The organism is Tahibacter soli (assembly GCF_025717065.2).
In the GTDB taxonomy this organism is placed as follows: Bacteria; Pseudomonadota; Gammaproteobacteria; order Xanthomonadales; family Rhodanobacteraceae; genus Tahibacter; species Tahibacter soli.
On record NZ_JAOVZO020000003.1, the window covers coordinates 76,020 to 96,705 of the forward strand.

Below are 20,686 nucleotides of genomic sequence, written 5' to 3' on the forward strand. Positions count from 1 at the left end.
ACGCATCGTTACGCACCGTTGCGGGCGCGTGCGGATTGCACGGCCGCGCCGCGTTACAGTCGTCGCGGTCCACTCGCGGAGACTCGCATGAAAATCCTGCTCGCCGTCGACGGCAGCCCGCACAGCCGTCTTGCCGCGCAATACGTCGCGTCGCATCTGTCGGTATTCCGCGACGGCGCGAGCGCGACGCTCGTCAACGTCGATCCGCCGCTGATGGCGCGCGTTGCCAGCGCGCTCGGCCGCGACGACGTCGAGCGCTATCACGCCGAAAACGCGCAAGCCGCGTTCGGCGAAGCGCGCGCGATACTCGCCGATTCGACGCTCGCCGTCGACGAGATCGCCGTCGTCGGCGATCCCGGCGACGTGATCGCCAGGACCGCCGAGCGCGGTGGCTACGATCTCGTCGTCATGGGGTCGCACGGGCTGGGCGCGTTCCGCAACCTGCTGCTCGGCTCGGTGGTGACGAAGGTGCTCGGCGGCTGCAAGGTGCCGGTGCTGGTCGTGCGTTAAGCACGGAACGCGACGCGGCGCGGCACCGTCAGCGCCACCTCGGTGCCGTGCGGCGGCACGCGTCGCAGCGCGAGCGTCGCGCCGAGTTTCGCGGCGCGCTCGTGCATGCCGACGAGGCCCCAATGCCCGTCGCGCCGGCGCTGCCGGAGCGTCGCCTCGTCGATCCCGTCGCCGTCGTCGATCACGCGCACGCGCAGCGCCTGCGCATCGAACGCGATCGACACCGCGACGCGTGCGGCGTTCGCATGCGCGAACGCGTTGCGCAGCGCCTCGCGCACGATCTCGAGCAGTTCTTCGCATGCCGGCGGACACACCGGCTTCTCGGTGCCCGTTACCGTAACGCCGAACGCGACGCCGTCGCCGGCCAGCGTCTCGCCGATCGCGCGCACCGCGTCGGCGAAACTGTCGTTTTCGATGTCGCCGACGCGCAGCGCGACGATGCGGTCGCGGCCTTCCACGAGCATCGCGCGCGCCTGTTCGATCGCGGCGTCGAGCGTACCGCGCCGGCGGTCGTCGGGCGCGAGGCCCGCGGCGAGCGCCTGCAGGCGCAGCAGCAGGCCCTGTACGCCTTGCAGCAGCGTATCGTGCAGCTCGCGCGCGATGCGCTCGCGCTCGCCGACGCGCTCCTCGAAGCGCAGGCGGATGCTGTCCGACGCGAGCCGCAGCCGCCAGAAATAGAATTGTAGCGAAAGCGCCAACGCGCCGAGCGCGACGAGCGCGTAGAACCACGGGCGCTGGTAGAGCCGCGGTTCGATGGCGAACGCGAACGCCGCGCCCACCGCGTTCCACACGCCGTCCTCGTTGGCCGCGATGACGCGAAAGCGATAGTCGCCGGGGCGCAGGTTCGCGTAGAACGCCTCACGCCGGTCGCCGGCGTCCTGCCAGTCGGCGTCGACGCCGTCGAGCCGGTAGCGGAACGCGACGCGGTCGGGCGCCGCAAGGCTCGTCGCCGTGTACGCCACGCGTACCGTGCTGGTGCCGCTCGGCAAGCGAGGCGATGCGCCGGCCGCGTAGCGGGTGCCGGCGGCGTCGAGCGCCTCGATCAGCACCGTCGGCGCGCGCGCGTTCGTACGGATCGCGGCCGGATCGATCGACGCGATGCCCTGGTTCGTCAGAAACCAAAGGCGGCCCGCGTCGTCGGCGAGCGCGCTCCCCGTGACGGTCGCCTGGCGCGCGACGCCGGGCAGGCCGTCGCGGTGATCGAACCGCCGTGCCGCGGCGCGATAACCCGGCTCGGCGAATGCGCGTTCGGCCTCCGCCGCGTTCACCCGCACGATGCCGGCGATCGTGTTGAGCCACAGATCGCCGTCGCGCGAACGCACGACGCCCGAGATGCCCGCGAGCGCTTCGGGTTGCAGCACTGCGAGCGCGTCGAAGCGCTCGCCGCGGCGCCGCGCGAGACCCGTTTCTCCGCCGACGTAGATCGCGTCGCCGTTCGCCTCGACGACCGTGACGACGCCGACCGCGAGACCTTCGGCGGCGCCGTAGAGGCGGCGCGCGTGCGCGTCGACACGCGCCAGGGTGCCGTCGGCGTGGCCGATCCACAGCGTGCCTTGCGCGTCGACTGCGAGCGCCGTCGGCGCGCGGCCGGCGAGTTCGCCGGGTTCGAGCGGCGACCAGATGGCGCCGCGCCAATGCCACACGCCGCGCCGCGACGCCGCGATCCACAGGCCGCCCTCGCGATCCGGCGCGATCGCGCGCACGTCCTCGATGCCGAGGTTCTCCGGCAGCGCGATCGTCTCGAAGACGCCGTCGTGTCGGCGCAAAAAACCGTCGCTCGCCTGGAGCCACAGCGCGCCGTCGCCGGCGCGCACCGCGGCGTAGATTTCCGGCAGTTCCGCCGCGGCTATCGTCGTCGCGTCGGGCGTCGCGCGCAGCAGCGCGCCGCGATTGACGGCCCACATCGCGCCGCCGTCGCCGACGGCGAGCGCGAGATCCGAGGTCGGTCCGGCACGCAGCGCTTCGAGCGCGACGACGTTGTTGCGACGAAAACTGTCGAGGCCGAGGTTCGTGCCGGCCCACAGCGTGCCCTCGGCGTCTTCGAGCAGCGGCACGGCGATGTCGGACGTCAAGCCGTCTTTACGGCCGAAGAACGCGTCGACGTCGTCGGGCGCCAGCGCACGCGCGCCGAGCTTGCGCGGCTGCGCCACGCGCCACACGCCGCCGCGCGCGACGTCAGAGCCCCACAACGTGCCGTCGCGGTCGAATACGAGGCGCTTGACGTGGCCGAAGTTCGTGCGCGGCGGTTCGGCGCCGCGCGCGCGCGCCGGATCGGCGGCGAGGCCCGGCAGCGCGCGCGTGCCGTGCAGCGCGTCCGACAGCCACAACTCGCCGTCCGGCGCCTGCGCGACGATCGCGTCCTTCCCGACCGCGATGCCGGTGCGTTCGAAACGTGCCATGCCGTCGCGGCGATACACGAGTTCGTCGCCGGTCGTTACCCACAGCGTGCCGTCGCGGTCGACGAGCGCCCAGTCGGCGCGTCCCGCCGGATAGCCGTCGTCGATGCCGGCCGTCCGCCAGCGCGCGCCGTCGAAACGCACGAGGCCGCCGCGGCTCGCGGCCCACAGCGTGCCGTCGCGCGTCTGCGCGAATGCGAGCGTCATGCCGTCGGGAAATCCCTGCGTCGCGCCGTAACGCGTGAGCGTGCCGTGCGCGAGCGCGGCGGCACCGCCGTAGAAGAAGCCGAGCCACAGCGTGTCGTCGGTCGAAAAACGCAGCGCGGTGATGTTGCCGGTCGCGAATGCCGTGCCGCCCGGTTCGACGCGCGTGTAGCGCACCCCGTCGAACCGGTACAGGCCGTTGCCGGTGCCGAGCCACAGCCAGCCGTCGCGGCCCTGCGCCAGCGCCCACACGTCGGCCGGCGCGCCGCGTTCGATCGGCCATGCGGTATGGCGGTACTGCGCCGCGTCGGCCGTGGCCGCGCACGCCAGCAGCCAGCAAAAGCCCAGCAACCGTTTCACTCGAAACACGTTCCGTACTACAGAGTTCGCCGCATGATCGCATGGCCGCGATCCACCCGTTTGGGCATTGAACGAACGTCTACCGGCCCCGATCATGGCGCCGCGCCGGAGGTCGCGGATCATGAACAACCTGGAAAAACGCATCCGCGTCGTGGTCGCCGACGACCATCCGGTCATGCGCGACGGTCTGCGCGCCGCGATCGAAAGCGCGGGCGACATGGACGTGGTCGGCGAAGCCGGCGACGGCGCCGAGGCGCTGGCGCGCTTTCGCGAGCTCGATCCCGACGTCACCTTGCTCGACCTGCAGATGCCGAACGTCGACGGTCTCGACGCGATCGCCGCGATCTGCGGCGAGAACGCGTCGGCGCGCATCGTCGTGCTGACGACGTATCCCGGCGACGCGCGCGCGAAGCGCGCGCTCGCCCTCGGCGCGACGGCGTACCTGCTCAAGAGCGCGACGCGCGAGGAGATACTCGACGCGATCCGCCGCGCCGCGGCCGGCCGCCGCGCGATGACGGCCGAAGTCGCGAGCGACGTCGCGCTGCACGCGTGCTCCGAAATGCTGACGCCGCGCGAACTGGCGGTGCTGCGGCTCGTCGCGACCGGGCATTCGAACAAGGAAATCGCCGAGCAGTTGAACGTTTCGGACGACACGATCAAGGCGCGCCTGCAGAACGCGATGGGCAAGCTCGGCGCGTCGGACCGCACGCACGCGGTGACGCTCGCGGTGCGGCGCGGGTTTCTCGACGCGCCGTAGCGCGGTGCCGGCGTCTCACCCGTTCGGGTAGGAAAAAGCTGCCCGTCGCGGTCTGGGATCCGCACCGCCGCGGCGCGACAGTAGCGCGTCCGCCACCCACCAGGAGCCGTCCATGTCGCTACACGCCACGACCACGCCCGGCAAGCAGCTGCTCACGCCGACCGACCACACGCTGATCCTGATCGACTTCCAGTCGCAGATGGCGTTCGCGACGCATTCGATCGACGCGGTCAGCCTGCGCAACAACGCGGGCATCCTCGCCGCCGCGGCGGCGAGCTTCAAGGTATCGACGATCCTGACGACCGTCGCCGAGAAGAGCTTTTCAGGCCCGATGTTCGACGAAGTGACCGCCCCGCTGCCGGGCGAGAAGCTCATCGATCGCACGTCGATGAACTGCTGGGAAGACGCGAACGTCGTCGCGCGCATCAACGAAATCGGCAAGCCGCGCGTCGTGCTCGCGGGCCTGTGGACGTCGGTGTGCATCGTCGGGCCGGTGCTGACCGCGCTCGAACAGGGCTACGAGGTCTACGTCGTCACCGACGCGTGCGGCGACGTGTCGGCGGAAGCGCACGAACGCGCGGTCACGCGCATGGTGCAGGCCGGTGCGCGCCCGATGACGGCGCTGCAATATCTGCTCGAACTGCAGCGCGACTGGGCGCGCGCGGAAACCTACGGCACGACGACCGGCATCGCCGCGAAACTCGGCGGCGCGTACGGCCTCGGCATCATCTACGCCAAGTCGATGTTCAACGCCAGCGAAGGCCATTGAGGCCATGGGCGTCTATCTGCTCTCGTTCGGGGCCGGCATTCTCGCCGGCGTGCTGTACGGCCTGATCGACGTGCGTTCGCCGGCGCCGCCGGTCATCGCGCTCGTCGGCCTCGCCGGCATCCTGATCGGCGAGCAGATCGTGCCGCTCGCCAAGCGCCTCGTCGCCGGCGAGCGGCCGACCGTGTCGCAGGTGCGCGAAGATTGCCGCGAGCACCTGTTCGGACAGCTGCCGCAGCGCGCGCCGCGCGACGATGCGCGCAACGGCTAGAGGAGCGAACCATGACGACCGTCGCGGAACTCATCGTCCACAATGCGGAAATAGCGACCGGCGATCGCGGCAGGCCGCGGGCGCAGGCGTTCGCGGTCGCCGGCGGCCGTTTCGTCGCGGTCGGCGACGACGCCGACGCGATGGCGTTTGCCGGACCCGGCACGCGCATCGTCGACGCCGCGCGCCGCCGCGTGATTCCGGGCCTGATCGACTCGCATCTGCACGTGATTCGCGGCGGCCTCAACTACAACCTCGAACTGCGCTGGGACGGCCTGCCGTCGCTCGCCGACGCGATGCGTCTCTTGCGCGAGCAGGTCGCGCGCACGCTGGCGCCGCAGTGGGTGCGGGTCGTCGGCGGCTTCAGCGAGCATCAGTTCGCCGAAAAGCGGCTGCCGACGCTCGCCGAACTCAATGCCGTCGCGCCCGACACGCCGGTCTTCATTCTGCATTTGTACGATCGTGCGCTATTGAACGGCGCGGCATTGCGCGCGGCCGGCTACACGCGCGACACGCCCGATCCGCCCGGCGGCGAAATCGTCAAGGACGCCAACGGCGAACCGACCGGCCTACTGCTCGCAAGGCCCAACGCGCTGCTGCTGTATTCGGCGCTCGCGAAAGGCCCGAAGCTGCCGTACGACTACCAGGTCAATTCGACGCGCCATTTCATGCGCGAACTGAACCGCCTCGGCGTCACCGGCGTCATCGACGCCGGCGGCGGCTTCCAGAACTATCCCGACGACTACAAGGTGATCGCCGACCTGCACGCGGCCGGCGAACTGACCGTGCGCATCGCCTACAACCTGTTCACGCAGAAGCCGAAGGAAGAAGTCGCCGACTTCACGCGCTGGACCGCGAACAACCGCTACGGCCAGGGCGACGACTACTACCGGCTCAACGGCGCCGGCGAAATGCTCGTGTTCTCCGCCGCCGACTTCGAGGACTTCCGCCAGCCGCGTCCGGAAATGCCGGCGTCGATGGAGACCGAACTCGACGCGGTCGTGCGCGTGCTCGCGTCGCAGCGCTGGCCGTGGCGCATGCACGCGACGTACGACGAGACGATCACGCGTGCGCTCGACGTGTTCGAAAAAGTGAACAAGGATATTCCGCTCGACGGCATCCGCTGGTTCTTCGACCACGCCGAAACCGTGTCCGACCGCAATCTCGAACGCATCGCGCGGCTCGGCGGCGGCGTCGCGGTGCAGCATCGCATGGCGTACCAGGGCGAGTATTTCGTCGAACGCTACGGCGCGAAGGCGGCCGAGCGCACGCCGCCCGTCAAGCGCATGCTCGAACTCGGCGTGAAGGTCGGCGCCGGCACCGACGCCACGCGCGTGGCGAGCTACGATCCGTGGAACGCGCTGTACTGGCTCGCGACCGGCCGCACGCTCGGCGGGCTCGCGCTGTATCCGGCCGCCAACCTGCTCTCGCGCGACGATGCGCTCGATCTCTACACGCGCGCCAACGCGTGGTTCTCGAACGAAGACGGCGCGAAGGGGCAGATCAAGATCGGCCAGCTCGCCGACTGCGCCGTGCTCTCGGCCGACTACTTCTCGGTGCCCGAAGACGAGATCCGCGGCATCGTGTCGGTGCTGACGGTCGTCGGCGGGCGCATCGTCTACGCCGACGACGCGTATCGTCCGCTCGATCCGGGCGTGCCGCCGGCGATGCCGGACTGGTCGCCGGTGAACTTCGGCAGCCGCTACTGGAAGAACGACGCCGCGCGCGCGGCGATGCGCACGCTGCCGGCCGCACGCGCGTGCGGCGTGCACGCGCGCACGCAGGCGCCGGCGACGAACCTCGCCGACGCGAACGGCTTCTGGGGCGCGCTCGGCTGCTCGTGCTGGGCGTTCTGATCCCGCTCGCGCTCGCGGCGACCGCCGCGCCGCCGCCGTTCGAACTCGTGCGCGCGAACGAACGCTGGCACGACGTCGACGGCGCGCCGCCGTACAAGGACATCGCGTTGACGCCCGACGGCGACGCCTACGTCTCGCTCGGCGGCGAAACGCGCGTGCGCGTCGACGCGTTCGACGCGCCGCGCTACGGCATCGGCCGCGTGGCCGACACGTACGCGCTGACGCGCGCGCTCGTGCATGCCGACTGGCACTTCGGCGAACGCGTGCGCGTGTTCGCGCAGCTCGGTCGCGAAGACGCGATCGGCAAGAAACCGCCGCTTGCGGTCAGCGACGTCGATCGCGGCGACGTGCGCAATCTGTTCGTCGACGTGGCCTTCGGGCAGGCGCGCGACGTCACGCTGCGCGCGGGCCGCCAGGAGCTGATGTTCAACGCGACGCAGCGCTTCGTGTCGGTGCGCGAGGGGCCGAACGTGCGGCAGAGCTTCGACGGCGCGCGCGCGACATGGCAGGCCGGCGCATGGCGCATCGACGCGTTCGCGCTGCGGCCCGTCGCGGTCGATCCCGATCCGTTCGACGACGCGGCCGACGGCGCGCAGGCGTTTCGCGGCGCCTACGCATCGCGCAGGATCGGTGCGCACGCGACGCTCGACGTGTACGCGCTGAGCCTCGACCGCGACGATGCGACGTTCGGCAGCGTGCGCGGCGACGAGCGCCGCGACAGCGTCGGCGCGCGCTACGCGGGCGCGGCGCGCGGCTTCGACGTCGACGTCGAAGCGCTGGCGCAGCACGGCCGCTTCGCCGGCCGCGCGATTCGCGCCTGGGCCGCCGGCGCGATCGTCGGCTACACCGCACGCGCGGCATGGTCGCCGCGCGTCGCGCTGGAGGTCGACGCCGGTTCCGGCGACCGCGCCGGGACGCGTGCGCTCGAAACGTTCAATCCGCTGTTTCCGAAAGGCGCGTATTTCGACGAAAGCGCGCTGATGAGCTGGTCGAACGCGCTCGTGGCGCGCGCGAGCGTCGGCGTCGCGCCGCGCGACGGCGTCGCCTTGCGCGCGAGCGTGCTGTCGCGGCGGCGCATGCGCGCCGACGACGCCGTGTACGTGCAGCCGTACGCACCGCTCGCACCGACGCTGGCCGATCGTTCGCGCGACGTGGGTCGCGCGGTGGTGCTCGATGCGTCGTGGCGCGTCGATCGCGCGTGGACGCTGACCGCGCAGGTCGCGCGACACGACGCGGGTGCCGCGATCGAACGTGCCGGCGGCCGCGACGCGGACTTTGCGATGTTTGTCGCGCAGTGGAAATTTTAGCGGTCGGTCAGCCGTAGGCGCCGCGGCGCCAGTGCCCCGGGCTCGTGCCGATCTGCCGCTTGAACGCGCGGGTGAAATGGCTCTGGTTCGCGAAGCCGCAGTCGAGCGCGACCTGCGTCAGCGGCACGCGCCGGTCGCGCAGCAGCGCCTTGGCCGCGTCGACGCGCCGCCGGATCAGCCACGCGTACGGCGCATCGCCGGTCGACTGCCGGAACGCGCGCGAGAAATGGCCGACCGAAAGGCCGCATTGCCGCGCGAGTTCGGCGACCGCGATGCGGCCGTCGAGATGCGCGTCGAGCAGTTCCTTTGCGCGACGCTCCTGCCACGGCGCGAGGCCGCCGCGCGCCGATGCCGCCGGGTCGCGGCGCTCGCCGTAGGTGCGCACGACGTGGCTGGCGAGCGCCAGCGCGACGTGGTCGACGAACATGCGGTCGGCGCGCTCGGGCGCTTCGATCTGCGGCAACAGCGACAGGCACAGATGCCGGATCGTGGCGTCGTCGACGCCGATGCCGGGCTCGCAGCGCAACGCGTCGGCGCGCGGCATGCCGGCGCGGTCGGCGAGCGCCGCGTGCGGCAGATGCGCGTGGATCGCGCGAAACGGCGCGTCGATGTGCGCGGGCGGCGCGCGTGTCAGGTCGCACAACACCGTTTCGCCGGCGCGCAGCCGGCGTACCGGCACGTCGCGCAGCTGCAGGCAGACGAGAAACGCATCGTCGTACGGCGCGGGCGCCGTGTCGCCCGCCGGCGGCCCGTCCGACGCGAGGAGGTCGAAGGCGATCGGCGTGCCGTGCGCGTTCGCGACGAGCGACGGTGCGCGATCGGGGCGCGGATGCCGGTCGGGCGTTCGGACATGGTCGGCGGATGTCATCGGTCGGGCAAAGTCGGGAGGCGTGAGTCCAGCATGGCGCGCGCGCCGCTGCGTGCCACACCCGAACGGGTCGCCGCCGCCGTACGCCGCCGCGTTCCGGTTGCGGCGAACCGAACGCGTACGCGCTTTCGGGCGCCGCCGGCGTACCCGTTCGGGGGTGTGCCGCCGGCCCTGATGCGGAATCATGCGACGATCCGGGCGTTCGGCGGCGGTTCCGACGGCAACACGGCGGCGACGTGAAGCGAAGACTTGCGATGCTCGTGATCGGCTGCGGCCTCTGTTGGGCCGCTGCCACCGCCGCGCTCGAGCCCGCGCGCGCGCTGCGGCAGCTGCACCACACCGCGTGGACGCACGCCGACGGCCTGCCGGCTGCGGTGTGGGCGATCGCGCAGTCGCGCGACGGCTATCTGCTGCTCGGCACCGGCATGGGCCTGTACCGCTTCGACGGCCTGCGCTTCGAGCGCGTGCGCCCGCGCGACGGCGACTACCCGGGCGCGAACATCACGGCGCTGGCCGTACTGCCCGACGGCGCCGTCGCGATCGGCTACCAGAAAGGCGGCGTGTCGTTCCTGCGCGACGGCGTGCTGACGAATCACGCGCAGGCCGACGGCGCGCCGGGCGATGCGGTGCGCGCGTTCGCACTGGACGACGACGGCGCGATCTGGGTCGCGGCTTCGGACGGGCTCGCGCGTTTCGACGGCCGGCGCTGGCGCCGCTACGGCGCGGACGACGGCCTGCCTGCCGGCCACGTCCGGGACGTGCACGTCGCGCCGGACGGCACGCGCTGGGTCCGCACGACCGGCGCGATGCATGCGCTGCGCCGCGACGCGACGCGTTTTGAACGTGTGGAAACGTACACGTCGACGCCCCGCGGCGTGGCATTCGACGCGCAGGACCGCCCGTGGTCGATCGATCCCGCCTCGCAGGCGCATCCGCTGCCCGACGACGGGCCGCCGCGAGCGACGCGCGACGCGCTGTCGACGTCGCGCGACGCGCTGATCGATCGCGACGGCGCGTTCTGGAGCGTCGATCGCGACCGCGGCGTGCGCCGCGCGGTACCCGGCCGCGCGCAGGTCGAGACTTTCTCGCTCGACGACGGCCTGTCGTCGAGCATCGCGGCGGCGGTGTTCGAGGACGACGCCGGCACCGTCTGGGTCGGTACGAATCTCGGCCTCGACCGGTTTCGCACCGCGAACGCGGTCGTCGAAACCGCGATTCCGCAGACCTCGTCCAGCGGCTATCGCGTCGCGACCGCGGCCGGCGGCGTGCTGCACGTCGCCGCGGCTGGCACGCTGTACCGTGTCGGCGCCGACGGTACGTCGCTCGCCGGGCATCTGCCCGAGCCGCCGAACACGATGGTCGCCGCGCGCGACGGCGCGCTGCTTCTCGGCGGTCATGGCGGCCTCGCGCGCTGGCGCGACGGCGAGTCGACCCCCGTTGCGCTGCCCGCGTACGCCGGCACGCCCGAGGTGTGGGCGGTCGCGGAGGATGACAATGGCGCATTGTGGATTTCGTTCGCCGATCGCGGCGTGTACCGCGAGACGCCCGCCGGCTGGCGGCACGTCGCGGTCGGGCGCGGTCTCGACGACGCGGTGCCGCTGATCCTGCAGCCCGACGGGAGCGGCGCCTCGTGGCTTGCGTATCGCGACGGCACGCTGCTGCGCGTCGGCAGTACGGACGTGCGCGCGTTCGCCGGCGACGACGGTCCCGCGATCGGCGCGATCGCGGTCGTGTATCCGGCTTCCGGCGGCGTGCTGTTCGGCGGCGAGTTCGGCGTCGCGCGGTTCGACGGCGAGCGGTTCCGCACGCTGCCGGCATCGCGCGTTCCCGCGCTGACGCTCGTGTCGGGCATCGTCGAAACGCCGGACGGCGACTTGTGGTTCAACGCGCAGACCGGCGTCGTGCGCGCCGCGGCGGCCGACTTCGCCCGGGCGCTCGACGCCGACGACGCGGGCCTCGAGCACACGCTGTTCGACTTTCGCGACGGACTGCCCGGCGCCGCCGAGCAGGATGCGTTCGTGAACACCGCCGCGCGCGCCGGCGACGGCCGGCTGTGGTTCGCGACGAGCCACGGCGTCGCCTGGATCGACCCGTCGCACGTCTATCGCAGCGCGCGGCCGCCGCCGGTGTCGATCCGCGCGTTCGTCGCCGACGGCGCGGCGCAGCCGCTGCCGCGCGAGGCCCTGCTGCCGCAGAACGTATCGACCTTGCAGATCGACTACACCGCGCTGGATCTCGCGATGCCCGAACGATTGCGGTTTCGTTATCGCCTGTCCGGCGTCGACGCCGGCTGGGTCGACGCGGGAGACCGGCGGCAGGCGTTCTACACGAAGCTGCCGCCGGGGCAGTACCGCTTCGACGTCGCCGCGGCGAACGGCAGCGGCGTGTGGAACGACGCCGGCGCGACGCTGGCGTTCGCGATCCCGCCGTCGTTCGTGCAGTCGAACGCGTTCGCCGTGCTGTGCGCGCTCTTTGCCGCCGGTGCGCTGTGGCTCGCATATTCGCTGCGCGTGCGCAGCGTCGCCGCGCGCATCCGCGTGCGCCTCGAAGAGCGGCTGGGCGAGCGCGAACGCATCGCGCGCGAACTGCACGACACGCTGCTGCAAGGTTTTCAGGGACTGATGCTGCGCTTCCAGAGCGTCGCCGACGAGATTCCGCGCGACGCTGCGGCGCACCGGCTGATGGAGCAGGCGCTCGAGCGCGCCGACGGCGTGCTGCTGGAAGGCCGCGACCGTGTGCGCGACCTGCGCGCCGTCGACGTCCACGGCGATCTGCCGCGCGTCTTCGCCGCGGCGGCGCAGCAGCTCGCGACCGATCCGGCCGTGCGGTTTCGCGTGACCGTCGAGGGCGAGCCGGGCGAGCTGCATCCGCTCGTGCGCGACGAAACCGTGCGGATCGGCTGCGAAGCCGTGTTCAACGCGTTTCGACACGCGCGCGCGAGCGGCATCGACGTCGTACTGGCGTATCGCCGGCGGCAGTTCGCGCTGCGCGTGCGCGACGACGGCGTCGGCATCGCCCCCGAGGTGCTCAGGCAAGGCCGGCAGGGGCATTTCGGCCTCACCGGCATGCGCGAACGCGCGCGCAAGATTCACGCCGATCTTTCGCTGACGAGCGGCCCGGGCGGCACGCAGATCGAACTCGTGGTGCCCGGCCGCATCGCCTACGCGTCGAACGGGCGCGGCGCGGGTTTCGCACGATGGCGCAGGACGGGGGCGACGGAGTAGCCATGTCCACATTCACGCACAACGCGGCGAAGATCCGCATCCTGACCGTCGACGACCATCCGCTGCTGCGCGAAGGCGTCGCGGCGGTCGTCGAGCGCCTGTCGGACATGGAACTCGTCGGCGAAGCGACGAACGGCGCCGAGGCGATCGAGCGGTTTCGCGAGCTGCGGCCGGACGTGACGCTGATGGATCTGCAGATGCCGATCGTCAACGGCGTCGACGCGATTCGCGCGATCCGCCGCGAGTTCCCGCAGGCGCGCATCATCGTGCTGACCACCTACGCCGGCGACGTGCAGGCGCTGACCGCGCTCAAGGCCGGCGCGGTCGGCTATCTCCTGAAAAGCACGCTGCGCAAGGAAATGCTCGACGCGATCCGCATCGTGCACGCGGGCAAGCGCTACCTGCCGCCCGAGATCGCGACCGAGATCGCCGTGCACGCGATCGGCGACGCGCTGACCGAGCGCGAAATCGCGGTGCTGCGCTGCGTCGCGGTCGGCCAGGCGAACAAGGAGATCGCGCGGCAGCTGGCGATCTCGGACGACACGGTGAAGGGCCATCTGAAAAACATCTTCGCCAAACTCGGCGTCGGCGATCGCACGCAGGCCGTCACGGTCGCGGCGAAACGCGGCATTATCGACATCTAGCTTTGTCAATCGGAGAGCGACTCATGAGCACCAATGCGATACGTTCCGACATCTGGCTCGCCGCCGGCGTGCGCACGCCGTTCGCGAAAGTCGATGGCGCGCTCGCCGCGCACGACGCGATCGGTCTGTCGGCGCCGGTCGTGCGCACGATGTGCGAGCAGCTGCGCGAGGGGACGCCCGACTTCGCCGTGTGGGGCTGCGTCGCGCCGAACCTCACCTGGAGCAATCTCGCGCGCGAGGTGCTGATCGAAGCGGGACTGCCGGCGACGATCGCGTCGTACACGACGATCATGGCGTGCGCGACGAGCATGATCGGCGCGATCCAGGCCGCCGGCATGATCGACGGCGGCGCGCGCAGCCTCGCGCTCGTCGGCGGCGTCGAAAGCATGAGCCACATCCAGCTCGGCCTCGGCCTGTCGCTGTCGGACTGGGTGCGCGGCTTCCAGAAGGCGCGCTCGCTCGGCGAAAAGCTCTCGCATGTCACCGAGCTGAAATTGAAAGACGTGCAGTTGTACGTGCCGTCGGTCACCAACCGCACGACCGGCATGAGCATGGGCGAGCACACCGAGATCACCGCGAAGCAGTGGGCGATTCCGCGCGACGCGCAGGATCGTCTCGCGCTCGACAGCCACCAGCGCGCGATCGCCGCGTGGGACGGCGGCTTCTTCGACGATCTCGTGATCGCGCTCGGCGACGTGCGGCGCGACGGCATTCCGCGCAAGGAAACGTCGCTCGAAAAACTCGCGCGGCTGCCGCCCGCGTTCGACCGCACGAGCGGGCAGGGCACGCTGAGCGCCGGCAATTCGTCGCCGCTGACCGACGGCGCCGCGGCCGTGTGGGTCGGTTCGAAGAACGGCGTCGACCGGCTGCCGTCGACGGTGCCGCGCGTGAAGCTCGTCGACTGGGAAATCGCCGCGGTGGATTTCCGCGTCGAAGGCCTCCTGATGGCGCCGGCGTTCGCGATACCGCGGCTGCTCGCACGGCACGATCTGGCGTACGCGGATGTCGCGCTGTGGGAAATCCACGAAGCGTTCTCGGCGCAGGTGCTGTTCCACGTCAAGGCGCTCGAAGACGATGCGTTCCTGCGCGAGCGCGCGGGCATCGCGAATCCGGAATTCGGCGCGTTTCCGCGCGAGCGCATCAACCCGAACGGCGGCAGCGTCGCGCTCGGCCACCCGTTCGGCGCGACCGGCGCGCGAATCCTGAGCCAGGCGGTGAAGGAGCTCGCGGCGCGGCCAACGGGCAGCTACGCGATCGTCAGCATCTGCACCGACGGCGGACAGGGCGGCGTGGTGCTGCTGCAGGCGGCATAGTCTCCACGCCCGGCGGCAGCGCGCGATGCGTTGCCGCCGGCGTCGTTACTTCGCGTCGCGCGGATCGTTCGCCGCTTCGACGTAGACGGTGTCGCTCGGACCGTAGCCGGTGATGTCGACGGTCGCGCCTTCGTCGCGCGTCTGCGCATAGTGCGGCGCATTCGCCGGCTCGGTGTAGAAACTGCCGGGCGGCAGCGCGCGCGCGTCGGCGCCGGCCTTGTCGCCGTACCCGAAGTACCAGCGGCCGGCGACGACCGTCGCGCTGCGCGCGTCGCGATGCGTATGCGCGCGGATCGTCGTGTGCGGCGGCACGATCACGCGAATCGTATACAAACCCGCCGCGGCGGGATCGCCCGACAGCACGACGCTGCGGATGCCGGCGACGCCCGACGTGCCGGTGCCGGGACCGGTCGATGCGAGTTGCGCGATGTCGTCGGGCACCAGGCGCGCGGGTTTCGGACCGTCCGCGAGCGCGGTGCCGGCGGCGAACGCGGCGAGGATCAGCACGAGGCGAGTCATGGCGTTCACCGGCCGAGGAACGCGACGAGCGCGGGGATCGTCTGATCCGGCGCTTCTTCGAGCAGCCAATGGCCCGAACCCTTGACGATCATGCCCTGCACATTCTTGTCGACGAGATGGCCCTGATCGATCAGGAACTGGCCGCCGGCCTTTTCGCCCGACAGCACGAGCATCGGCATCGTCAGTGGCGTCTGCGCGAAACCGGCGAAATCCTTCGCGTCCTGCTCGAACGCGCGAAACCATTCCATGCCGGCCCACGTCGCCTTCGGCTGCGCGTACGCTGCCGCGTAGCGGTCGCGGTCGGCTTCGGGGATCGACTTCGCGCGGTCGGCCGCGAAATCGTTCCAGAAATGTTCGAGGTACGTCTTCTCGCGGCCCGTGACGAGCTTTAGCGGCGTCTCGCCGTAAAAGTGGAAATGCCACAGGTCGCGCAGCAGCCACACCTTCGTCCAGTCGCCGACGCCGGGCAGGAACGCCTCCATCAGCGCGATGCTTTCGACCTCGTCGGGGTATTGCGCGGCGTACGCGTAGGCGACCATCAGGCCGATGTCGTGGCCGGCGATGCGCACCTTGCCGAGCTTGAGCGACGTCACGAGCGCGTGGACGTCCTGCGCCATCGTCTTCTTGTCGTAGCCGCCCGACGGCTTGTCGCTGTCGCCGGCGCCGCGCAGGTCGGGCGCGATCACGACGCGTCGATCGGCGAGCTTGCCGATCACGGGCTTCCACATATGGCTGTTCTGGCCGAAGCCGTGCAGCAGTACGACCGGCGTGGCCTTGCCGCTGCCGGCCTGCAGGTAATGAATCTTGACGCCGTTGACGACGGCGGTATGGCTGGCGACGGCATCGGCGACCGGCGCGGCGCAGGCGCCGGACGCGGCGACGGCGAAGATCGCCGCGGCGAACCAGCGAACGAGGGGCAGAGCGAACGACATGACGATCTCCGTGGAGGACGCGGCGGTGCGCACGCGCACTGTGCGCCGCGCGCTGGGGCGCGTCTGTCACGATCGGCGCATCGTTGGTCCGATCCTGCGGTCGGGCTGATTCACCCCGCCTATCGGCCCGATAGCAACAATTGATTTTTTCCGGCAACAGGCCGGTGCTAGTTTCCGACTCATCAGGGAAACCGGCCGTCGCGTCGCCGTTCGCACGCGGCAAGGAGACCGTTTCATGTCGATCCGCGATCTGCGCTACCTCGTCGCGCTGGCCGATACGCTGCATTTCGGCAAGGCCGCCGAGCGTTGCCACGTCACCCAGTCGACGCTGAGCATCCAGGTGAAAAAACTGGAAGAGTATCTCGGCATCGCGGTGTTCGACCGCAACCACGCGAAGGTGGAACTGACCGAGCACGGCGCCGAGATCGTACGCCAGGCGCGCGTGGCCGTGTCGGCGTTCGATCGCATGCGCCGCTACGCCGGCGAGCAGCGCGTTGCCGGCGCCCATTGAAAGTTTAGATGACGCCGCCGCAGGCGCGGTCGTCACAGCAGGCGAGGGTCTAGACTCAGGCGGCAGCATCCAGCCCTTCGGGAGGAAGCCAGATGCGCTATCCGAAACGTGCTTTGCGTCGTTTTCCGACGATATTCGCATTGCTGATCGTCGCCCCGTTCGCCGCCGCGCAGGCGCCGCCGCTCGGCCTGCCGCCGCTGCCGATACCGGCCGACAATCCGCAGACGCCGGCGAAGATCGCGCTCGGCGACAAGCTCTTTCACGACACGCGCTTCAGCTCGACCGGCAAGGTCAGCTGTTCGACGTGCCACGACAAGGCGAAGGCGTTCACCGACAGTCCGCTCGTCACGTCCGAGGGCATCGACAAGCTCACCGGCTCGCGCAACGCGCCCACGGTGATCAACTCGGCGTACTTCCCGATGATGTTCTGGGACGGCCGCTCGCCGACGCTCGAGGATCAGGCGCAGCACCCGATGATCAATCCGGTCGAGATGGGCCTGAAGGATCATCAGCCGGTGCTCGCGATCGTGCGCAGCGACCCGGCCTACGTGAAGGCGTTCAAGGAGGTGTTCGGCGTCGAAGGCGACAAGCTCGCGATGACGCAGGTGCAGCAGGCGATCGCCGCGTTCGAGCGTACCGTAGTCGCCGGCAATTCGCCGTTCGACCGCTGGCACTTCGGCGGCGAAGCGAACGCCGTGAGCGACGCGGCCAAGCGCGGCTTCACCGTGTTTCTCGAGAACGGCCGCTGCGTGTCGTGCCACACGGTCGAACAGAACTTCGCGTTGTTCACCGATGGACGATTCCACAATATCGGCGTGGGCATCAACGGCGTGCAGGCCGACATTCCGCGGCTCGCGCAGGCGTTCCTGCAGGCGAAGGGGCGCGGCATCGACGTCGACAAGGCGGTGCTGACCGACAAGAAATCGTCGGAACTCGGCCGCTTCGCGGTCACCGACACGCTCGACGAGATGGGTTCGTTCAAGACGTCGACCTTGCGCAACATCGCGGCGACCGCGCCGTACATGCACGACGGCAGTCTGAAAACGCTGCGCGACGTCGTCGATCACTACAACAACGGCGGCGTCACGCCGAAGGACGCGCCGGTCAACGACTATCTGTCGGGCGGCATACGCCCGCTGAACCTGACCAATGAAGAAATCGACGACCTGGTGGCGTTTCTCGAAACGCTGACCAGCCCGGAATTCGCCGCGCAGGCCAAGGCGCTGAACGCGTCCGGGCCGAAAGCGGTGCAGACGCGCTGAGGGAGCCCACCATGACGAACCGTCGCGACTTCCTGCAATCGGCCGGACTCGCCGCGCTCGCGGGCGCGGTGCCGCTCACGTACGTGCGGCTCGCGTTCGCGAAGCCCGAGCAGGATTTCAACTTCGCGTACATTTCCGATTCGCACATCCAGCACATCAAGGGCACGCAGTTCGTGCGCAACTGGGATCGCGGGCTGATCCGCGCGGTGGCCGAGACGAACCTGCTCGACCCGAAGCCCGACTTCGTGATCTACGGCGGCGACCTCGCGCAGCTCGGCACGAAGGAGGAACTCGACCACGGCGCCGAGCTCCTGTCGAAGCTCAAGTACAAGACGTACATGGCGATGGGCGAGCACGACTACTACCTCGACCTCGGCGAATACTGGAGCAAGCTGTTCGGCAAGCACTGGTACAGCTTCGACCACAAGGGCGTGCACTTCGTCGTGCTCAACAGCATCCTCACGTTCGACGACTGGACGTTCAAGCGCTGGCCGACCGCCAAGCAGCGCATGGCCGAGATGGCCGGCATCGACAATCCGAACGGCTCGCCGTTCATGGTCGGCGCCAAGCAGCGCGAATGGCTCAAGAACGATCTCGCGAAGGTGGCCAAGTCGACGCCGATCGTTGTCGTGTCGCATTCGCCTTTGCAAAAAATCTACAAAGGCTGGAACTTCTGGACCGAGGACGCCGAAGAGATGCAGGCGTTGCTGAAACCGTTCGACAGCGTCAACGTGCTGTACGGCCACGTGCACCAGATCCAGTACAACCAGATCGGCAGCATCGCGTTCAATTCGGCGATGGCGACGGCGTGGCCGTGGCCGTACCCGGCGACGTATGCGCAGGTCGACAGTCATCTGCCGGTGCTGACGGTGCCGATGAACCGCGCCGACCCGTTCTTCGAGCGCGACGCGACGGGCTGGCAGTTCATCAACCTGCACAGCGGTCGCAACGACCTGCACTACAACCTCTACAACAACCAGTCTCGCGTGATCGCGTTCAACCCGAAGACGGGGCGACCGGAAGACATGAAGTTCCAGGATGCGTCGGCGCGCATCGAGCCGCAGACGCACTACTGAGGAGACGAGCATGCGCGCAAGAACGATCGTGCTGGCCGTTGCCGTCGCCGTGGGCGGCGCGCTGCAGCTGCCGGTGGAGTATTCGCCGGTCGGCGCGGCGAAGGCCGACGAATTCACGAAGGCCGACCTTGACCGCTGGGCGGCCGAATTCGAAGCGGTGGCGACTGAAGGGCGGCGCCTGTGGACGAGTCCCGAACTCGGCACGAACGGCGTCGCGTGCGGGCAATGCCATCCGAACGGCGCGAACACGCATCCGGAGACTTATCCCAAATTCCAGAAGCAGGCCGGGCGGGTGGTCGCGATCTGGGAGATGGTCAACTGGTGTATTCGCAATCCGCTCGAGGGCAAGGCGCTTGCTGCCGACGATCCCAAGATGATTGCGATTCAGGCTTATTTGGCGAAGGAACGGCGGGGGGTGAAGCTCGAGCCGGGGAAGCACTGATTTAGCTTTCTTGCTTTTTTTTGCTCGTCATCCCAGCGAACGCTGGGATCCAGCTCTTGATGGTTGCTTTGTAGTTTCCGCACGGCTTTAAACAAAGCGTTCCGCTCGCTGCCGCGAGCGGGCAAGGAGAGGTTGCTTGCCCAACCCCTCCCTGCACCCTCCAAGGGCACCCCGACGGCCGCGGTTTGCGGGCATCCATGCCCGCAAACTTCGCGAGATCGCTCCGGGGTTCGTTGATGGGCCATCCATGGCCCGTCAACGAACTGCGCACATCCTGTGCGCACCCGCTACGCGGGCTTTTTCCTCCGCAATCTCGCCGCGACCGACGGGGCCCCGGGTGAAGCGGGCGGCTTCCTGCCGCCAGAAGCAACGGCAACGGCCGAAGCGCGGCGTTTCTTTAGCGACGTCATGCCGGCGGAGGCCGGTATCCAGCTTTTCGCGCAAAGTAAAAACGTGGACGCCAAGTTACGCCACGCATAGCCCTCTCCCCCAAACGCTTTTGGGGGAGAGGGTTGGGTGAGGGGGCGACGCCTAGGGCTTCGTTGTCGTTTCGTCCGGCGAGAAGCCAAAGCTCGCAGCGTCGAACGCAACACAACTGCTCGCTGCGGTCGTCTCAGCCTAGCACCGCGCACAAGGCGGTCAAGGACTGCGCAAGTTCGATAAAACCGAATCCCTGACCCTCGCTCGTCATTCCAGCGAAAGCTGGAATCCAGCTTTTGGGGCGCTCAGAAGCACAGCAACGGCTGGATTCCAGCTTTCGCTGGAATGACGATCAAAAGAGAGAAGCGACGGCTCGCAGCTTCGAGCGCAATACAACTGCTCGCTGCGATCGTCTCAGCCCAGCAACTGCTCAGGCCGTCAAGGATTGCGCACGTTCGATAAAACCGAATCCTTGCCCCCGCTCGTCATTCCAGCGAAAGCTGGAATCCAGCTTTTGGGGCGCTCAGAAGCACAGCAACGGCTGGATTCCAGCTTTCGCTGGAATGACGATCAAAAGAGAGAAGCGACGGCTCGCAGCTTCGAGCGCAATACAACTGCTCGCTGCGGTCGTCGCAGCCTAGCACCGTGCTCGGCACGTCAAGGACTGCGCAAGTTCGATAAAACCGAATCCTTGACGTGCCTGCGCGCGGCGCTCTGAAAGGTCGCCCGCAGCGACCAATCGCTCAAGGGCGAAGCGCGAACGGCGCGGTTGGCCCCACGCCGTTCGCTAACCACAAACCACCTCGTAGGAGTGGCTCATGGATAAGCGCAAGCATACGTCATCCAACTCTTCCACAAAGCAAATCCGCGTCGGTACGGCTTACTACCCGGCCGTAGATCAGGCGCATCTCCCACGGGAGATCCCCCAGATACGCCTCTGCGGCATCTGGCTCATCAACGCCGGCTTCCTCCCCGGCGACGCCGTCACCATCCGCGTCACCGCCGGCCGCCTCGTGATCACCCGCGCCTGACGCCGTCACCGCGAAAGCCT

Annotated in this window: 19 protein-coding genes; 15 read left to right on the forward strand and 4 right to left on the reverse strand. The window is 69.4% G+C overall.

All coding sequences use genetic code 11. The features are described from left to right. Window positions 1-87 precede the first annotated feature (87 nt). Window positions 88-510, forward strand: a complete 423-nt coding sequence (locus OD750_RS02680; protein WP_263545869.1) for a universal stress protein — start codon at window positions 88-90, stop codon at window positions 508-510. Here the strand turns inward: OD750_RS02680 and OD750_RS02685 are convergent. Next, complete coding sequence (locus tag OD750_RS02685; RefSeq protein WP_263545870.1) at window positions 507-3,470, reverse strand: sensor histidine kinase; 2,964 nt, start codon at window positions 3,468-3,470, stop codon at window positions 507-509. The two genes, OD750_RS02680 and OD750_RS02685, sit on opposite strands and share 4 nt — an antisense overlap. A gap of 121 nt (window positions 3,471-3,591) precedes the next feature. Between OD750_RS02685 and OD750_RS02690 the strand changes: the two genes are divergently transcribed. The 5 genes from OD750_RS02690 to OD750_RS02710 all read left to right on the forward strand — a co-directional run bounded on the left by OD750_RS02690 (window position 3,592) and on the right by OD750_RS02710 (window position 8,424). Next, entirely contained in the window at window positions 3,592-4,227 is a 636-nt protein-coding gene (locus OD750_RS02690; RefSeq protein WP_263545871.1) for a response regulator transcription factor, read from the forward strand. Between the two features lie 112 nt (window positions 4,228-4,339). After that, window positions 4,340-4,996 (forward strand): hydrolase, encoded by a 657-nt coding sequence (locus OD750_RS02695; RefSeq protein WP_263545872.1) that lies wholly within the window; start codon window positions 4,340-4,342, stop codon window positions 4,994-4,996. A gap of 4 nt (window positions 4,997-5,000) precedes the next feature. Continuing rightward, entirely contained in the window at window positions 5,001-5,264 is a 264-nt protein-coding gene (locus OD750_RS02700; RefSeq protein ID WP_263545873.1) for a XapX domain-containing protein, read from the forward strand. Window positions 5,265-5,275: 11 nt separating this feature from the next. Next, window positions 5,276-7,117 carry an amidohydrolase gene (locus OD750_RS02705; RefSeq protein WP_263545874.1) on the forward strand — a complete coding sequence of 614 codons (1,842 nt, stop codon included), beginning with the start codon at window positions 5,276-5,278 and terminating at the stop codon, window positions 7,115-7,117. Beyond that, on the forward strand, window positions 7,102-8,424 hold the full coding sequence (locus tag OD750_RS02710; RefSeq protein WP_263545875.1) for an alginate export family protein: 1,323 nt from the start codon (window positions 7,102-7,104) through the stop codon (window positions 8,422-8,424). The genes OD750_RS02705 and OD750_RS02710 overlap by 16 nt, the downstream gene beginning before the upstream one ends. Before the next feature lie 7 nt (window positions 8,425-8,431). Here OD750_RS02710 and OD750_RS02715 read toward each other — a convergent pair whose 3' ends face one another. After that, complete coding sequence (locus tag OD750_RS02715; protein ID WP_263545876.1) at window positions 8,432-9,292, reverse strand: helix-turn-helix domain-containing protein; 861 nt, start codon at window positions 9,290-9,292, stop codon at window positions 8,432-8,434. 236 nt (window positions 9,293-9,528) lie between these two features. Between OD750_RS02715 and OD750_RS02720 the strand changes: the two genes are divergently transcribed. Genes OD750_RS02720 through OD750_RS02730 form a run of 3 tightly spaced genes read left to right on the forward strand, consistent with a single transcriptional unit; the run spans window position 9,529 to window position 14,473 of the window. Then, window positions 9,529-12,516: a sensor histidine kinase gene (locus OD750_RS02720; RefSeq protein WP_263545877.1), complete on the forward strand. Its 2,988-nt coding sequence runs from the start codon at window positions 9,529-9,531 to the stop codon at window positions 12,514-12,516. Between the two features lie 2 nt (window positions 12,517-12,518). Further along, the gene (locus tag OD750_RS02725; protein ID WP_263545878.1) at window positions 12,519-13,160 is read left to right on the forward strand and encodes a response regulator; all 642 of its coding nucleotides are present in this window, start codon (window positions 12,519-12,521) and stop codon (window positions 13,158-13,160) included. Window positions 13,161-13,183: 23 nt separating this feature from the next. After that, complete coding sequence (locus OD750_RS02730; RefSeq protein ID WP_263545879.1) at window positions 13,184-14,473, forward strand: thiolase family protein; 1,290 nt, start codon at window positions 13,184-13,186, stop codon at window positions 14,471-14,473. Between the two features lie 45 nt (window positions 14,474-14,518). On the opposite strand, the gene OD750_RS02735 is transcribed toward OD750_RS02730, so the two are convergent. Together OD750_RS02735 and OD750_RS02740 are read right to left on the reverse strand one after the other, a co-directional pair. Next, window positions 14,519-14,992: a cupin domain-containing protein gene (locus tag OD750_RS02735; protein ID WP_263545880.1), complete on the reverse strand. Its 474-nt coding sequence runs from the start codon at window positions 14,990-14,992 to the stop codon at window positions 14,519-14,521. A 5-nt stretch (window positions 14,993-14,997) separates the two neighbouring features. Beyond that, window positions 14,998-15,924: an alpha/beta fold hydrolase gene (locus OD750_RS02740; protein WP_263545881.1), complete on the reverse strand. Its 927-nt coding sequence runs from the start codon at window positions 15,922-15,924 to the stop codon at window positions 14,998-15,000. A gap of 235 nt (window positions 15,925-16,159) precedes the next feature. Here OD750_RS02740 and OD750_RS02745 point away from each other — a divergent pair, with 235 nt between their 5' ends. The 6 genes from OD750_RS02745 to OD750_RS02770 all read left to right on the forward strand — a co-directional run bounded on the left by OD750_RS02745 (window position 16,160) and on the right by OD750_RS02770 (window position 20,666). Continuing rightward, window positions 16,160-16,435: a LysR family transcriptional regulator gene (locus tag OD750_RS02745; RefSeq protein WP_263545882.1), complete on the forward strand. Its 276-nt coding sequence runs from the start codon at window positions 16,160-16,162 to the stop codon at window positions 16,433-16,435. A 140-nt stretch (window positions 16,436-16,575) separates the two neighbouring features. After that, window positions 16,576-17,697: a cytochrome-c peroxidase gene (locus tag OD750_RS02750; RefSeq protein ID WP_263545883.1), complete on the forward strand. Its 1,122-nt coding sequence runs from the start codon at window positions 16,576-16,578 to the stop codon at window positions 17,695-17,697. A gap of 11 nt (window positions 17,698-17,708) precedes the next feature. After that, a complete protein-coding gene (locus OD750_RS02755) occupies window positions 17,709-18,773 on the forward strand; it encodes a metallophosphoesterase family protein (RefSeq protein ID WP_263545884.1) in 1,065 nt (354 codons plus the stop codon). 10 nt (window positions 18,774-18,783) lie between these two features. Beyond that, window positions 18,784-19,215, forward strand: a complete 432-nt coding sequence (locus tag OD750_RS02760; protein ID WP_263542688.1) for a hypothetical protein — start codon at window positions 18,784-18,786, stop codon at window positions 19,213-19,215. 276 nt (window positions 19,216-19,491) lie between these two features. Beyond that, window positions 19,492-19,695: a hypothetical protein gene (locus OD750_RS02765; RefSeq protein WP_263542689.1), complete on the forward strand. Its 204-nt coding sequence runs from the start codon at window positions 19,492-19,494 to the stop codon at window positions 19,693-19,695. A gap of 758 nt (window positions 19,696-20,453) precedes the next feature. Further along, window positions 20,454-20,666, forward strand: a complete 213-nt coding sequence (locus tag OD750_RS02770; RefSeq protein ID WP_263542690.1) for a type I toxin-antitoxin system SymE family toxin — start codon at window positions 20,454-20,456, stop codon at window positions 20,664-20,666. The last annotated feature ends 20 nt before the right edge of the window (window positions 20,667-20,686 follow it).